Here is a 15313-nt window from a genome sequence, read left to right on the forward strand (position 1 = left end):
ACGGACCCGCCCAGCGTACGCCAGGCGTTTCGCCCGCTCGTGCTCAGGCCGCGTATGCCCCGGCCAGGACGCCGAGGAAGGCGCCCGCGATCAGGAACGGCCCGAAGGGGATGGCCGTCTTGCGGTCCGCGCGCCGGGCGACGAGGAGGGCACCGCCGTACAGCGCCCCGAGCAGGAACCCGGCGAAGGTGCCCAGCATCAGGGTGGGCCAGCCGTACCAGCCGAGGACGGCACCGGCCGTGAGGGCGAGCTTGACGTCGCCGAAGCCCATGCCGGCCGGGTTGATGAGGAACAGCACGAGATAGCCGGCGCCGAGGGCGAGGGCGCCCAGCAGGGCGGTCGTCCACTCCCCCGCGTGCTCGGGCACGAGCGCGGTGAGCCCGAGCAGGACGAGCGCGGCGCCGGCCAGCGGCAGGGTGAGCGGGTCGGGCAGCCGCCGTACCTTCAGGTCGACGACGGCCAGGAGCACGCCGACCGGGGCGAGCAGCAGCCAGACGGCGGCCTCGGGCCGGGTCCCGGTGGCGGCGGCGAGCGCGGCGCAGACGAGGGCGGTGGCGAGGGACGCGGTGCGCGGACCGTGGGACGCCTGACCGGCCGGGCACTGCCCGCACCGGGCCCGGCCGAGCCAGCCGCGTACGGGGTGCCCGTCCGGGCACCGCTCGCGCCACGCCTCCCCGGACGGGGCGGAGAACCGGTAGGCCGCGCGGGGCAGCAGCGCGCCCGTCGCCGCGCCCCACAGCGCGGCGACGAGGACGACCACGAGGTCGATGTCGATGGCGCTGTTCATGACGGAGTCGATGGCGGAGTCGATGCTCATCCGGCGGCGGAGACGCCCTCGCGCCAGGTCGGCAGCAGCTCGTCGAGCAGCGCCTCGGTGCGCGGCGGCACCCCGCGGGCCCCGCTGCGGGCGACGAGGTCGGCGGCGAGGGCACGCAGCCGGCCGGGGTCCCCGGTGGTGTGGGTGGCGCGCAGCAGCTCGTGCCACAGGCGTTCGTCGGCGGGGGCGGTGCGCAGCGCCGCGGTCAGCGCCTCGATGGCCTTCTCCGCGCGGTTCTTCTCCAGGTGGAACTCGGAGAGCGCCAGCCCGGTGTCGGCGACCAGCAGCGGGAGCTGGGCGTCGACGATCTCGTGGGTGAGCCAGCGGTAGCGGCCCTCGGGCCGGTCGGCGAGCAGCGGCCCGCGCACCAGCACCAGCGCGTCGGTGAGCAGCCGCCCGCGCACCTGGCGGCTGCCGGCACCCCGGCCCTGGGTGGCCTCGTAGTAGAGGGAGCGCAGCACGTCGAGGTCGGAGACGACGGACTTGGCAAGGGTGAGCCGGCCGGTGGCGTCGGTGCCGAGCCGAGGGGTGCCGTCGGGGTCGGAGCCGAGCCAGGCCCGCAGCCGCTCCAGCAGCGCGTCGCGCACGTCCGCCGTCACGCCGCGCGGCCACAGCGCGGAGGACAGCACCCGCGGGTGGACGCCCTCGCGGTGCAGCAGGAGCAGCGCCAGCGCCTCGTGCAGCAGGGCGCTGCGCTCACCGTCGGGCGTGTCCAGGCCGATGATCTCGTACGACCCGACGAGGCGGGCGTACACCGCGGGCCGTCCCTGCTCGCTGATGTCGACGAGGAACGGCGGGGCGTTGGCCGGCCGGCCGGGCCCGCCCTCCGGGTCGGAGCCGGGGCCGGAGCCGGGATCGGCGTCGGTGAACAGCTCGACGACGGCACGCCGCTGGGCGGCCGGCAGCATCTGGGCGTCCAGTTCGAGCCCGAGCAGCGGCGCGAGCAGGCGGCCCGCGCCGGTGATCTCCATCTCCCAGGCGGCGCCGGGCAGGTCGGTGCCCTCGGTGCCGACGAGGTAGCCGATGCCGAGCCGGCCGGCGTCGGCGGCGAGTTCGGCCAGTCGCAGCGCGTCGTCGTCGGAGGGCTGGGCGGCCAGCAGGACGAGGTGCGGGGCCCAGCGCGTGTGCTGGGCGGGCCCGGTGCGGCCGGTGAGGACGGAGTCGTGCCCGGCGGCACCGAGCGCGCCGCGCCGCTGCCGGGTCTCGGCGGACATGGTCTCGAAGAGGTCCTCGAACCCGTCGAGATGGCGGATCCGGTTGGGCGCGAGAGGCGTGAGGTCGTCCCCGAACCCGACCAGGGTGATGGTCATCCGGTCCGACCAGCCGTTGGTGGCCAGCTCGGCGGCGACCGACGCGAACACGGCGGCCCGGTCGGCCTCGGTACCGCCGAGCGAGACGATGCCGGGCACCGCCTCCAGGTTGAGCAGCAGCCGGGAGTCGTCCATGGTGCCGAGACTGACGAGCCCGGGGTACGGCGCGGCCGTCTCGGCCTCCTCGTACCCCTCGGCGTCGGAGCGGGCCAGCATCCAGAAGGTCTGGTCCTGACCCTGCTGCCACGGCGCGGGCGGCTTCCCGGCCGGCTGGGCGAGCTGGAGGTGCAGGTCGCCGTTGCCGCTCATCCAGGCCGCGTAGACGACGGGCAGCGGGCGGGACTCGGCGGTGAGGGAGGCGGCCAGCCCGCGCAGCGACCGGTCGAGCAGGCGTACGCCCTCGGGGTCGGCGCCGACGAGCAGCGCGTCCTGCACGTCCTGGGCGTCACCGGTCGGCGTGGGCGGCTCCATGCCGCGCCGTCCGCCGACCGCGCCGAGCGCCGACTGCCACATCGCCTGCCGGCGCCGTCGCCCGAGGGCGCCGAGGAGACCGGCGGCGAGCAGGGGTGCGGCGAGCAGCGCCTCGGGCAGCCCGAAGGAGTGGCCCTCCTGTCCGGCGGCGGGGGTGGCGTGCTCCTGACCCGTGCCGGGGACGGGAGTGGCCGGTGTGACGGGACTGGCGGGGTTGGCGGGTGTGGGCGCGGGCCGCTGCTCGGGCAGGGAGACCTGGGCGTCACCACCGCCGCTCCCCTGGGCGTGGTCCCCGCTCTTGGCGTAGTCGCTGATCTGCTGCTGCACCTGCTCGGAGACGTCGGGCGCCTCGTCGGGCATCTCGACCAGCTCGCCGCCGCGGGCGTCGCCGGGCATCTCCATGATCCAGCCGGGCCGGATGAGTGAGGCCTCCGAGAGCCGGGACCCGTCGGGCTGCACCCGGTCCTTGTTGAGCTCGAAGATCTCCTTGTACCGCCGCCCGTCACCGAGGTGCCGTTCGGCCACCTCCCAGAGGGAGTCGTGGTGACGCCCCTCGGGCGGCTGGATCCGGTAGTACTTCGTGTCGCCGTGCGCGGCGGAGGAGCCGCCGTCGGCGCGGGCGGCGTCCTGGCCCGCCTGTCCCGCCTGCTCGGCCAGGGCGTTGGCGGTGGCGGCCGCCTGTTCCTGCTGCTGGGCGAAGATCCCCGGCGTCTGCTGGGCGGCGGCGACGGACGGCTTCTGGTTCCCCTCCAGGCTCTGCCCCAGCTGCGACAGCCCCGGCGTGAGGCTCGCCGCGGTGGCGCCGACGAGGAGCAGGGCGGCGACCAGCTGCCGGGCCAGCAGCTGACTGGGCCCGGACCCGGGCACCCGCCCCGGCACCCCGACACCGGACAGCGCGGCCTTGACCTCGACGAGCACACAGGCGGTGAACTGCGCCCAGGCGAGCCAGACGATGACGGTGAGGATGTGCAGGAAGGTCTGCACGGTGATCTCGCGCTGCAGCCAGTCGAGGCTCGGCGCCCCACCCGGGAACGGCCACCCCGCGGTCACGGCCAGCGCGAACGGCACCCCGACGACCAGCCCCGCCAGCACGACGAAGGCAAGGAACGCCTTGACGAAGTCCCCGAACGTCCGCCGCCGCACCCGCACGGGCTGAGGCGTGCGGTTTCTCGGTGCCGAGGGTGCCGAGGGAGCCGTCGAGCTTGACGAGCTGGTGGTGCGGCGTCGCGGCATGGGCGGAGTCCTGGGTCGTGGTCGTGGGCGGCGAAAGCCGCGGGGGCGTCCGGTAAGAGGGGTGTGCTGAGCCTACCGAGATCTTATGGACTCCCACCGGCGGCGGCGAAGGGGTGAGGGAGGCCCACATCACAACGTCCGCCCGTTTCACGCCCTTTGCCCGCCTCTACGGAGACCCCCTTCACACACCGCACACAAACCCCGAAAACCGGTCAGAGGCCGTGCACGCACCCCTGGTAGCTTCGTTCCCTGTCGCACACGCCGCATCCCGGGGGGAACACCAGTGGCCCGCAGCGCCCTCACCATGACCGCCGCCACCTTCGCCGCGACGGCGGCCCTGCTCCTGACCGCCTGCGGCGGAGACGGCGACGAGTCGTCCCCGGACGACATCAAGGGGGCGGGGACGGGGGCCGGCAATCCTTCCTCATCGGCCTCCACGCCGGGCACGGCCGACGCGAACCGGCCGGACGTGAGCCTGCCCGAGGACTTGAAGCTGGTCTTCGACTTCCAGCGGCCGTCGGACGCGGACCAGGCCGCAGCGCTGGAGGATGCCGCGAACTACATCCGCGCCCTGGACCACGGCATCGCGCAGCAGGATCCGAACGACCCTGCTTATCAGTTCTATTCGACCGGCGGCGCCGAGAAATACGCGAAGTCCCAGATCGAGGCGTGGGTCAAGGACGGCTGGACGGTCACCGGAGACGACCGGTACTTCAACGCCAGTATCGATCCCGTGGGTGAGGGCAAGTCGGTGCTCGTCAGCTTCTGCCGCAACCAGGCGAAGTTCTACAGCAAGAAGGTCAAGACCGGGAAGGTCAACTACACCGAGGAGAACCTGGACAGCTACCAGAAGTTCAGCCTGCTGATGAGCCCCTCCGAGGCGTCGGCGGCGGTGTGGCAGGCGCGGCAGATCGAGGTGCAGGGACGGGTGAAGGAGTGCAAGGGATGACCGTGCGTCGTCGCCGCCTCTACTGGTCGTCCGCAGCTCTGTCGATCGCCATGGTCGGAGGCCTGGCCCCGGCGGCCCATGCCAACGGCACGCCCGGCAACACCACGACGCCTCCAGCCGACGAGAGCCCCAAGGGCGACACGAACGGCCGCACCCTGCTGTCGTCGGTCTCCCAGTCCAGGATTCGGCTCACCTATCTCGACGGCCGGACCGGCAGCGGCTCCATGGAGGACCTCACCTCCGTCGACCCCAACTGGGAGCCGCCCGTCTGCTGGTACGAGCCGGTGTTCACACCGGAACAGCTCAAGTCCGCGGTCACGGACCTCAAGAAGAACGGCGGCCTGGGTGCCGTGAACGCCCACGAGTTCTGGACCTCGGGCATCTTCGTGGATCACTACGAGGAGGGCGAGGAGCAGGACAACTTCGACGTCAACTCGTCGAAGAACACCATGGCCAAGGGCTACAAGGACTACAACGTGGGCAAGGACGGCATGTTCTGGCGCAGCGTCGTCCGCAAGGGACACGAGCACGACACCAAGGCCTGGGACTGCGGCCGCATCATGTTCTGGCAGGACGCCGGCACGATCCCGGACGACGAGCACGCCCCCACCCCCGAGACGCTCGCGGCCTACGCGTACGACCAGATCGACGTACCCAAGACCGAGGTCGAGCTGAAGCCCCAGGCGGAGTCCACGGTGAACCTGCCGACCTGGGTCTGGCTGGACAAGGGCACCTTCAAGGAGGTCAAGGTCCGGGCCGAGCTGCCGGGCACCGGCCTGTGGGCGGAGACGACCGCGAAGCCCGTCGCCCTCCATCTGGAACCCGGCACGGCCGACGCCGAGACCTTCCCCGCCTCTGGCGACTGCGAGATCAACGCCGACGGCTCCATCGGTACGCCGTACACGAAGGGCAAGGCCGACGAGACGCCTCCCTGCGGCATCCGCTACCTACGCGCATCGAACGGCGAGCCGTACCAACTGAAGGCCTCGATCACCTGGGAGATCTCCTGGGAGGGCAACGGCGGCGCCCAGGGCGACCTGCCGGACGGCACCTTCGAGACGACCCAGGACATGGAAGTCCAGGAGATCCAGTCCATCAACCGCTGAACAGCTCCTCGGCCCGCTCGACACTCAGCGCACGCCGTGCCCAAACTTCGAGTTGGTCGAGGTCCCAGCAGTCGAGCACGCGCTCCCGCAGAGCGAAGCACACCGGGATGTCCCGCCATTCGAGAATGCGGAGCGTCATCCTGGCCCGCTCCTGGATCCGGCCCTCCACCCGGCCTTCCTCGCGGACCTGCACAGCCACTGGGTTGTCGAAGAAGTAACGGATCCTCCTAGGCACGCGTCCCACCTCTCCGGTACGGCCCGATCGTCCCGCTACGCCGCGACAAGGTCACACCACACGTACTTGCCCCGGTTCCCGCCCCTGGCCAGCGGTTGCCACCCCCACAGGTCGGCACACGCCCGCACGAGCGCGAGGCCGCGCCCCTCCTCCGCCTCCGTGAGCGCGTCCAGGTTCCCGGGCGGCTCCGGCGGCCCCGGGTCCGCGTCCCACGCCCCGACCCGCAGCACGCCGGCCGCCCAGCGCACGCGCAGCGCGGCAGGACCTTTGGTGTGCCGTACGGCGTTGGAGACCAGCTCGGTCGCGAGCAACTCGGCGGTGTCCACGAGGCGGATGAGGCCGTGCATGGTGAGGATGAGACGAAGAGTGCGGCGGCAGACGGTGACGGCGCGCAGGTCGTTCGGGATGTAGAGGGTGTACTCCCAGGGGGCCGCAGGATCGACTGGCTCGTTCTCGGGCATGGGTGAACTCCGTTCGGCGGTCGGATAATTGGCCGGTGGCTTCGCCGCTCACCAAGGCATGGCGAAACGGTGCACTTCCGGCACTCGTCGGCACCACACAGTGCGCGTTACGTCACCGACGGTATTTCCTAGTTTTAGGAAACCGCAAGCGCCTGCCGTATTCTGACCCCCGAACGAGCTACGCAGCACCAGCAGTTGAACCCAGGAGGCGTCGGTTGCCGCCGAAGAGACACCTCACGGCCCGCAGGGTGCGCTTGGGCTGTGAGCTGCGCAAACTGCGTGAGTCGATGGGCATGAAGTCCAGGGAGGCCGCCGCACTACTCGGCGCCGACTCGGTCCAGATGAGCCAAATCGAGTCCGGGGTCGCCGGGGTGAGCGCCAAACGCCTACGCCGCCTCGCGGTGCACTACGCCTGCACGGACGAAGGGCTGATCGAGGCACTGGTGGCCATGGCCACTGACCGCACCCGTGGCTGGTGGGAGGAATACCGGGGCGTACTGCCCCCAGTCTTCCTGGACACCGCCGAGGTCGAACACCATGCGACGGCCCTGCGGGAAATCGTGATCACTCACGTCCCGGGACTGCTCCAGACCACCGACTACGCCCGCGCGGTGTACACGTACATGATGCCGGGCCTGCCCGACAGCGAACTGACGCCGCGTATCGAACACCGGATGCGGCGGCGCTGCGTGATCGAGGGTGCCGAACCGACGCCCTACGAGACGATCATTCACGAGTTCGCCCTCAGGGTTCGTGTTGCCGACCGCGCCGTGGCACAGGCTCAGCTACACCAAATTCTGACGCAGATCGAGGACGGTCACGCGACCGTCCGCATCATCCCCGCCGACCAGGACGGTTTCGCCGGCGCCGAAGCTTCGATGATGCAGGCATGCGGCCCTGTGCCCCAGTTGGACACGGTGCTTCGGGACTCACCCACGGGCACTGCCTTCATTGATGCGGAACCTCAGCTGAACCAGCTTCGAACACTGTTCCGTAAGGTGGAGAAGGCGTCGCTGAGCCCGGCGGCGTCCCGGGACTTCATCCACCGTTTGACGAAGGAACTGTGAGGCGAGCAGTGACCGAGACGCTGCGCTGGCGGAAGTCGTCGTTCTCCGGCGGTGGCGACGGCAACACCTGCGTGGAGATCGCAGCGCTGCCAGACCGCGTGGCCATACGCGACTCGAAGGCGCCCTCACAGGGCACACTCACCATCCCGGTCGGCTCTTTCGACGCCCTCATACAGAGCCTCAAGACGCCACTGTCCGACCGGGCGCACGCTCGGGTGCGCTAAGTTCAGACGCGCGTTCTAAGTGAAGGCATCGCACGTGCACGGGGGAGAACACGGTGTCGCACAGGCCGGCGGACTGGTACGTACTCGACCTGGACAATGACCCGACGCCGGGCGACCCCGACCGCATTCGCAAACTCGCCGGCACCCTGCACGACTTCGCCGACGACGTGTCCGACGTACTGCGCGACCTCAAGGGCATCGCCAAGGAGGAGGAGATCCTCTCCTGGGCGGGCAAGACGGCGGAGGTGTTCGCCGAGGAGTTCGAGGACGCCCCGAAGAAGCTGCGCAAGCTGAAGAAGTCGTACGGCCTGGCGGGTGACGCGCTGGCCACCTTCTGGCCCGATCTCCAGGATGCCCAGGAGAAGGCCGACAAGGCGCTGCGCGACGGCCGCAAGGCCCGTCAGGAACTCACCACCGCGCAGACCGCACTGACCGGTGCCGAGGACTGGGTGCGCAGGGCGACCGAGAAGAGCGACTCGTACGACCCGGCCAAGAACGGCGGCAAGGACGTCCCCAAGCCCGACGAGGCCGACGTCCGCCGCGCCACGCGTGACGCCCAGCACGCGAAGGCCCGACAGGCGGCGGCCGAGCGGAACGTGGAGAGCGCCCAGAGCGCCCTCGACGCGGCCAAGAAGCTCGCCGGTCAGGCGAAGGGGCTGCGCGAGGAGGCCGCCCGCCGGACGGTGACCAAGCTCCGGGAGGCCTCCGACGCCGGTATCCCCAACCGGCACTGGTGGGAGGAGATCGGCGACTGGGTCTCCGACCACTGGGACGAGATCGTCACCATATGCAAGTGGGTCGTGACAATCGTCGGCATCATCGTGATGATCGTGGGCGGCCCGCTGGGCTGGTTGGTGTTCGCTGCGGCACTCGTCGTGATGGCGGACACGATAAGAAAGGTCATCAAGGGTGAGGCGGGCTGGGGCGACCTCCTATGGGCAGCCCTGGACTGCATACCCGCCACCAAGGGCTTCACCAGCCTCGCCAAGCTCGGCAAACTGTGGAAGGCGGGCGGGCTGAAGGCACTCGGCGCCGGGGCCATGGGCGGCATCGGTGGTGGTTTGAAGAACCTCGCCAACAGCGTACGCAACCTGAAAAATGTACGCTTCTCACTGTTCAGCATGATGGGGAAAAGCCGATGGTGGAAGGCCGACTCACCCCACGTCGCTCCGCCCGGTCGACAAGCAGACGACGCCCTGCCGTCCGACATGCCCATTTATCACAAGCCAGGGGCAACTGCTATCGGATATGACCCGGCAACTCTCCGGAATTTCGATGTCGCGGAGCGACTGCCCGGCTACCAGGATGTCATCATTCACGGCACGACCGATGGCCGAATGGTTGCCGGCCAGGTCAACCGAGCAGGACAGCGAGCGGGCGGACACGACGTGCACCCCAACCATGTCCTCGACACGATCAATCGCATACCGGGCTACAATGGCGAGCCGATCCGAATGCTCACCTGTCATTCCGGGACGGCTCAGCCCGAAGTGATCCAGCACATGGCGAACTCTCTGGGGGTCCCCGTCAAGGCCCCGACCAACGCAGTGGGTGTTCCCTCCTTCGGTGACGGCCCCTTCACTCCCCAAATTAAGGACAACGGGTCATGGCTCACCTTCCTGCCCATGGCGTGAGCCTCAGCGAACATATGGAGCCCACATGATTAACCCGGTAGGTTTCTTTTCAGAGCTCAGCCCTGGATGGGGACTCCCTGAGAGTGGTTCGATCAGAGAGGCAGTACGATCTTCGGGTGAGGCGGATGAAGCAGAGATTGTCTCGTACCTGCTGAACGGTACTGAGATCTGGAGCGAAATGAGTGCGGGGCCAGACGTACTGGACCCCGAGGGTCAACTCCTGACCGGTATCGGTTCTTTGTACACTGACGGCGAATGGATCTGGCGCGGAGACCTTTCGTACTACGTTTCCCACCATCACGTCGCCCTACCCGATCAATTCGTCACGCACATCCGAGATTCAAACTACTCACCACCGAAGGTTCCGGAAAACAGGCTCGTCGCGATCGCGACAGAAGATCTTGGCATGTCCCTCGATTAAGGCTCCACAGAACGGACAGAAAGGGAATGGTAAATCGATGCCCAGCTTCTCGCTGGCCGTTCCGGATTCCTGGTGGGAATTTGACATACGCCCGGAGGGGCGTGAGGCCACGGTACGAACAATGGTCGACGAACGTGTCCGGGAGACACCGGAGTTGGCCCCCTACCGCGCCGACCTGACCGCCATGCTCCGGAAGATGGCCAAGGACGCCCACGACTCCGGTGCCCTCTACCTGGGCTGCATGGCGGAGAACTTCGACGGTGTCCCGCTCGCCGCGACCGTCACCGTGTCCGTGCTCGGCGCCAAGAACAAGCAGGGGGTCGCTCTGTCCACCGACCCCCGGGCCATCGCCGACAGCCTGCGTACGATCACCGCGCGGCGTGAAGGCGACGCCTGGCGCAAGGTGACGACCGTCGACATTCCCGAAGTGGGCCCGGCCGCGCGGACGTACGGCGTGGAGGACGTGCCCGTGGCGCCGGGTGACAGTCGTACCCTGCGTATGGCGCTGACACAGACGTACATCCCCGTCCCGGGAACCACCGAGCAGGTCGTCCTCGTCTCCGGAGCCAGCCCGGTGCTGGACCTCGCCGAGGCGTTCCACGACATCTTCGACGCTGTGACCGGCACGTTCCGTTTCGTCTGACCCGCAGAGAGGACTTCGGGCCATGGGCAAGAGCGACCTCGCACTGCCGTTGACCGAGCTGGAGGACTACGGGCGCCGACTGCGGTCGCTCAAGACGCGGCTGAACCACACGAAGAAGCTCTTCGAGTCCTACAAGGACGACATCGGCGACGGCAGCGTCAACGACGCGCTGGACGACTTCGAGTCCAACTGGGAGGACGGACGTGAGGACATCACCCAGCAGCTCGACGCCCTCGCGAGTATGTCGGACGCCGTGGTCCGCGAGTTCAAGAAGCTCGACGACGAACTCACCAAGCAGGTCAACGACGCCGTGAAGACGGAGGACAAGCGGGGCAGCAAGGGCGGCAAGGACAAGTAGCGGGCGTCGACGTCCCGGTCGACCGGTCGCAGGCGGCGCCCACCTGCCTTCCGTGTCACATGTGCAGTGTCCCCGCGATGGTGTCCACGATGCTCTCCAGTGGCTCGTCCAGGACCGGTTCCGTCCAGGAGACCAGGAGGGTGATGGCCGCGTCCGTCGTCGCGGGGCGGACGGCGTAGAAGAGGGTGTGGACCACCGGGCGGGGGCCGAGGAGGCGTTTCCTCTCCTCGATGAGGTTCTGGCGGATGCGGACCGCGTCGCCCAGGGGAAGGCCCACCTCGCGGACGTCGGGTTCGCCGAAGTCCCTCGCCGTCATGTGCTCGGTGAGAAGCGGGAGGGTGACCTCCGGGAACGTGGCGTCCGGATGGATCGCGTCGAGTTCGAGGACGGCCGCCACCGTCTGGTGGCCGCTGAGGTACCAGCCGAAGGCGCCCAGCGGTTCGCGGGTACGGCTGTCGGCCGCGGCACGCTTGAGGTCGCGGGCCAGGAGACGGGCGTTGCCCTTCTCGCCGTCGCGTGCGTACCGTTCGACCAGCTCCCCGGCCTGGTGCCTGGCCCAGTAGTCGAGGTCGATGGTCCCGGCGACGGGGAACGGCACCCAGTCCTCCGAGCACTCCAGCCCAAGGTTCGACAGGTCGTCGGCGGTCATGTCCGGGGTCACTCCGTCCAGGTCAGCGAGCCGGCGATCGCGTCGAAGAGGCCGGCCATCGCGTCGGCGATCGGCTCCAGGGGTGTGGAGAAGGTGAGCAGCAGGTACGCCGTCGTGCCGGGGACGGGGAGGTGGTATTCGACCGAGACGGAGGCATGGGCTGCATGGGGGGCGTCCGGGCCGTTCTCGCCCGGCTGCCGGGTGAGTCTGCGGACCCGTACGGCCGTGCCCGCGGTCAGTTCCTCGACGGCGATCTCGGGCACCGGCGTGCCTGCGTTCCCGCTCCCGGCCTCCGTCGCCTCCGCGTCCTCGGCGAGGACGCGTGCCAGGTCCTCCGGCGGGAGCGGTTCCGCGTGGCGCAGGGGCGCCAGGGTGACGAGGAGCGAGGCGGGGATGGTGAGGGGGCCGGCCGCCTGGAGGCTCAGGTACAGCTCGATCCCGCCGCCGCGGTACGCCTTGGCGGCCCGGCGCCGCAGGTCGCCGCGCAGCTCCTCCTTGAGGTGCGGCGCGTTGTCGATGCCGCGGAACTGGCGTTCCACCAGTGCGTCGATGGAGTCGTCCCGCTGGTCGGGGTCGAGCAGGATCCGGAACCAGCCCTCGGGCAGCAGCAGACGGTAGTCGGCAGGGGGCGTGGCGCTTTCGGTGCGCGTCATGGGGCGCCTTTCCTCGGTGTCGTCCGTTCCGGGACCGGCCGGTCGAGGCGGAGGCGGCTGCGCAGTTGGTGAACCGCGTAAGGGGCGCCCTGGAGGGCGAGGCCGACCGCTCCCAGGAGTACGGCGGTGAGTGCGGTGCCCGGGTGCTCGTTGGTGATCCGTAGGCCCTGGATGACGGAGAAGACGGAGCCGATGGCCATGATCGCGGTGGAGGACACCCCGGCGATGGTTCCGGGGAAGTGCGACCTGCGGCGGGCCTCCGTGCCCGATCCGGGGAGCATGCGCAGGCCCAGCACCGGCCCCTTCGGCCAGATCGCCTTCCCGGTCAGGCGGCGTTCGGACACCGTCAGTCCCGCGGCCCTCCGCAGCCGGGCCCAGCCGTCGGCGCCCGTCTCACCCCCGAACCAGAGGTCCCAGGGCAGGACGGCCCGCACCTGCTCCGCCGGTCCCCGGAGTTCCACTCCGAGTTCGGAGCCCGCGCGGTCGCGGACCCGGACCAGTGACGTCACCGCGTGCGCGCCGGTCAGCGGGAACCAGTACTCCTGTCCGCCCAGATCCCGCAGGACCAGGTCGCGGTCCTGCACCCGCAGCTCGGTGTCCCGGCAGAACCGCACCGTGGCGCCGAGGCCCGGCGCGGGAGCGGGGCCGACACGCTCACGCACGGCGGGGGCGTACCGGCGCAGGCGCACCCGGGTCCAGGCGCGCAGCAGCAGCCTCGCCACCGGTGCGACGGCTGCGGCGGCCACCAGCAGGAGGATGAGCCAGGGCGCCGTCGTCCCGGAGAAGAGGACTGCCGTGAACGCCGCGAACCACGCGCCCCCGGCGACGGCTCGGACACCCCAGTACCAGTACGGAAAGACGCTGCCCGGCCCCAGCACGGCTCCTCCGCCGCCCGAGGCCACCATCGGGTCCTCCCTGTCCCGCACCACGTGCAGGGGGATGCGCGCTGCCTTGAGGAGATGGGACACCCCCGTGCGGCTGAGGAGCTGTTCGCCCCGGACGGAGCGTTTGGGAAGGACGGGCGACTCCGGCAGCCAGTCCTCGAGGTCGAAACGGCCGATGAGCGCCCCGTCGCGGTCCTGGAGCTGGAGTTCGCCCCAGGACCCGGGCAGAGTCGGGCCCACGCGCTCCCGGTCCTCGCCGGGGGCGTCGACGAACACGGCCCGCGCGATGCCGTCGCCGCCCACCGGGTGGCGGGCGGTGCGGCGGCGGCTGCGCAGGACCAGGGCGCCGTCTTCGCAGTAGAGCCGTGCGGAATGACAGCGTTCGAGGCCGGGGCCGCGCGAGGCGGCCGGCCTGAGGGCGGGCTCGGGGACCGCGGTCATCCCGTCGCCCCGTCGTACAAGGACGTGACCGCCCCGTAGGCCCCCTCGGCGCCGGCGGCCACACCGGTGGCCGTGGCCCCCGCCCAGGCGTTGGTCTGGCCGGAGAAGTTGCCCAGCGCATTGCTGACCGCGGGCATCTGCGTCGCGGCCGGCGCGATGCCGTCGAGGTCGGCGGCGGCCCTCGCCAGGTCCGGGTCGAGGGTGCCCGCCGAACGGGGCGCCGCCATCCCGCCGAGGCCCTCCCGCCAGCCCTGCTTGGAGAACGCGTTGCTGATCGACTTCACTCCTCCGACAGTGTCCCGGTACATGGAGACGGGGCTGAAGCCCTCCTTGATGTTGCTCCAGGTGGGCAGTTTCCCCTTGGGCATGTTGGCCATGGCCTTCGCCGCGTCCTTGCCCCGGATCGCGCCCTGGGCACCCCGGTTGGCGAGGTTCCAGGCCTTGTTGGTCTTCATGCCGGACGCGACCGCGCTCTTGTAGAGGTTGCTGCGGGCCAGTGCCTTGCCGCCCGCGGCCACCCCCTTGGCTCCTGCCATCGCCGCCCGGCCGAGGCCGAAGGTGGCCACGCCGACGGCGTCCAGGATCACCGACTTCCAGCTGCCCTCGCCGCCCAGGGCCAGCACCAGGTCGGTGGCGAGGGCGACGACGCTGGCCAACAGGGCGACCGCGTTGGCGACGGCCGCGATGGCCTGGCCGACGACGGGGATCCAGCCCAGGGCGAGTGCCGCGACACCCGCCCACAGGGCGATACGCCCCGCCCACTTGGAGATCTGGGTGAGCCAGCCCGCGTTCTCGTGCACCCAGTTCTTGAACTTGTCCTTCCAGCCGTCCTTGAGACCGTCGTTCTCGATGACGTCGTGGATGGCGTCGGCGGCCCGGCGCGCGGCGGCGTCCCTGACTTCCTTGGCGGTGTGGAGCGCTTCCCTGGCCGAGGTCAGCGCCGACGACGCGTTCTCCTTCTGTTCCTTGTACTTCTTGGTGTCCGGGTCGTCCTCGGGGGTCTCGTCGGGCTGCCCGTCCAACGACTTCTGGGCGGCGCCGATGTCTGCGTCGGCGGCTTCCGCGTCGCGCAGCGCCTTGTCGGCCATCTGCTGGGCCCGGTGCAGCTCCGAGGCGAACTCGGTGCTGCACACGCCGTCCACGACCCGGGTTCCGAGCGCGTCGGCCGCCTCGTCGTACCGCTTGAACGCCTTGCGGAGCTTGTCACCGGCGCCCTCGGCGGCCGACCGGAACTCGGTGGCGGCCTTGCCCTTCCAGTTCTCGACGGAGGCCAGCTCCTTGATCTCGCGGGCCTCCTTCTCGATGGCCTCCGCGGTCTTGCGCAACTGCCGACCGAGCTTCGCCACCTCTTCCGGGTCGCCGGGCACCGGGTCGGAGCTCTCGTCGAGCACCGCCCAGCGGTGGTTCGCGGGACGCGTCACCTGTCGCCGCCCTTCTTCCCGGACTTGCCCTTCTCGTTCGCGCGTCTGAGCGCTTCGGCGAGTTCGTGGTCGATCTTGTCGTACGAGTCGGCCGCGGCCTTGGTGATCCCGTGCAGCTTCTCCAACTCGTCGGTCAGCTGCCGGCGGTGGATCTTCCAGTTGCTGCCGAACTTGTCGAAGGCGTCGAGGATCTTCTGCGACCCGATCTCGCCGACACCGTATCCCTCGGCCGGATTGGCCCGCTCGGCGAAGGTGCCGCGGATGCGCTTCAGTGCGCGGGCGCTCTCCCGGATCCGGTCTATGTCCGCTTCTTGGTCCCCCATGACCTCGTTCTCC

17 protein-coding genes are annotated in these 15313 nt (G+C 70.1%); 8 read left to right on the top strand and 9 right to left on the bottom strand.

From position 1 onward, the window contains the following. Window positions 1-43 precede the first annotated feature (43 nt). Both R2E43_RS15690 and R2E43_RS15695 read right to left on the bottom strand, forming a co-directional pair. Window positions 44-817, bottom strand: coding sequence for a prepilin peptidase (locus R2E43_RS15690; protein WP_332056292.1), 774 nt, complete (start codon window positions 815-817; stop codon window positions 44-46). Then, window positions 814-3831, bottom strand: a complete 3018-nt coding sequence (locus R2E43_RS15695) for a bacterial transcriptional activator domain-containing protein (RefSeq protein ID WP_136208003.1) — start codon at window positions 3829-3831, stop codon at window positions 814-816. The genes R2E43_RS15690 and R2E43_RS15695 overlap by 4 nt, the downstream gene beginning before the upstream one ends. A gap of 283 nt (window positions 3832-4114) precedes the next feature. On the opposite strand from R2E43_RS15695, the gene R2E43_RS15700 reads away from it, so the two are divergent. After that, window positions 4115-4780, top strand: a complete 666-nt coding sequence (locus R2E43_RS15700) for a hypothetical protein (protein ID WP_093456751.1) — start codon at window positions 4115-4117, stop codon at window positions 4778-4780. Beyond that, window positions 4777-5886, top strand: a complete 1110-nt coding sequence (locus tag R2E43_RS15705; RefSeq protein WP_231908954.1) for a hypothetical protein — start codon at window positions 4777-4779, stop codon at window positions 5884-5886. The genes R2E43_RS15700 and R2E43_RS15705 overlap by 4 nt, the downstream gene beginning before the upstream one ends. On the opposite strand, the gene R2E43_RS15710 is transcribed toward R2E43_RS15705, so the two are convergent. Together R2E43_RS15710 and R2E43_RS15715 are read right to left on the bottom strand one after the other, a co-directional pair. Beyond that, window positions 5876-6121: a hypothetical protein gene (locus tag R2E43_RS15710; RefSeq protein WP_231908953.1), complete on the bottom strand. Its 246-nt coding sequence runs from the start codon at window positions 6119-6121 to the stop codon at window positions 5876-5878. The two genes, R2E43_RS15705 and R2E43_RS15710, sit on opposite strands and share 11 nt — an antisense overlap. Window positions 6122-6156: 35 nt before the next feature. Continuing rightward, the gene (locus tag R2E43_RS15715) at window positions 6157-6582 is read right to left on the bottom strand and encodes an ATP-binding protein (protein WP_319215145.1); all 426 of its coding nucleotides are present in this window, start codon (window positions 6580-6582) and stop codon (window positions 6157-6159) included. Window positions 6583-6875: 293 nt separating this feature from the next. On the opposite strand from R2E43_RS15715, the gene R2E43_RS15720 reads away from it, so the two are divergent. From R2E43_RS15720 to R2E43_RS15745, 6 genes are read left to right on the top strand one after another with little or no spacing between them, the layout of a single operon-like run. Then, a complete protein-coding gene (locus tag R2E43_RS15720; RefSeq protein ID WP_234308144.1) occupies window positions 6876-7649 on the top strand; it encodes a DUF5753 domain-containing protein in 774 nt (257 codons plus the stop codon). 8 nt (window positions 7650-7657) lie between these two features. After that, a complete protein-coding gene (locus R2E43_RS15725; RefSeq protein WP_210984566.1) occupies window positions 7658-7873 on the top strand; it encodes a DUF397 domain-containing protein in 216 nt (71 codons plus the stop codon). Window positions 7874-7926: 53 nt separating this feature from the next. Beyond that, on the top strand, window positions 7927-9507 hold the full coding sequence (locus tag R2E43_RS15730; protein WP_265698975.1) for a putative T7SS-secreted protein: 1581 nt from the start codon (window positions 7927-7929) through the stop codon (window positions 9505-9507). Between the two features lie 25 nt (window positions 9508-9532). Then, window positions 9533-9928 (top strand): hypothetical protein, encoded by a 396-nt coding sequence (locus R2E43_RS15735; RefSeq protein WP_037897560.1) that lies wholly within the window; start codon window positions 9533-9535, stop codon window positions 9926-9928. A 37-nt stretch (window positions 9929-9965) separates the two neighbouring features. Further along, on the top strand, window positions 9966-10571 hold the full coding sequence (locus R2E43_RS15740; protein ID WP_030867418.1) for a hypothetical protein: 606 nt from the start codon (window positions 9966-9968) through the stop codon (window positions 10569-10571). Window positions 10572-10593: 22 nt separating this feature from the next. Continuing rightward, a complete protein-coding gene (locus R2E43_RS15745; protein ID WP_191849817.1) occupies window positions 10594-10929 on the top strand; it encodes a hypothetical protein in 336 nt (111 codons plus the stop codon). Window positions 10930-10984: 55 nt separating this feature from the next. On the opposite strand, the gene R2E43_RS15750 is transcribed toward R2E43_RS15745, so the two are convergent. The 5 genes from R2E43_RS15750 to R2E43_RS15770 are packed head-to-tail and all read right to left on the bottom strand — an operon-like array spanning window position 10985 to window position 15300. Next, complete coding sequence (locus R2E43_RS15750; RefSeq protein ID WP_030867415.1) at window positions 10985-11578, bottom strand: hypothetical protein; 594 nt, start codon at window positions 11576-11578, stop codon at window positions 10985-10987. A gap of 8 nt (window positions 11579-11586) precedes the next feature. Then, complete coding sequence (locus tag R2E43_RS15755; RefSeq protein ID WP_011029714.1) at window positions 11587-12231, bottom strand: hypothetical protein; 645 nt, start codon at window positions 12229-12231, stop codon at window positions 11587-11589. Then, a complete protein-coding gene (locus R2E43_RS15760) occupies window positions 12228-13556 on the bottom strand; it encodes a hypothetical protein (RefSeq protein WP_189284508.1) in 1329 nt (442 codons plus the stop codon). The genes R2E43_RS15755 and R2E43_RS15760 overlap by 4 nt, the downstream gene beginning before the upstream one ends. Next, complete coding sequence (locus tag R2E43_RS15765; RefSeq protein WP_106517086.1) at window positions 13553-14977, bottom strand: putative T7SS-secreted protein; 1425 nt, start codon at window positions 14975-14977, stop codon at window positions 13553-13555. Before R2E43_RS15765 ends, R2E43_RS15760 begins: the two co-directional genes overlap by 4 nt. Then, window positions 14974-15300, bottom strand: a complete 327-nt coding sequence (locus R2E43_RS15770) for a hypothetical protein (RefSeq protein ID WP_011029711.1) — start codon at window positions 15298-15300, stop codon at window positions 14974-14976. The genes R2E43_RS15765 and R2E43_RS15770 overlap by 4 nt, the downstream gene beginning before the upstream one ends. Window positions 15301-15313: the final 13 nt, after the last annotated feature.

The sequence above is a fragment of the Streptomyces violaceoruber genome (assembly GCF_033406955.1).
In the GTDB taxonomy this organism is placed as follows: Bacteria; Actinomycetota; Actinomycetes; order Streptomycetales; family Streptomycetaceae; genus Streptomyces; species Streptomyces violaceoruber.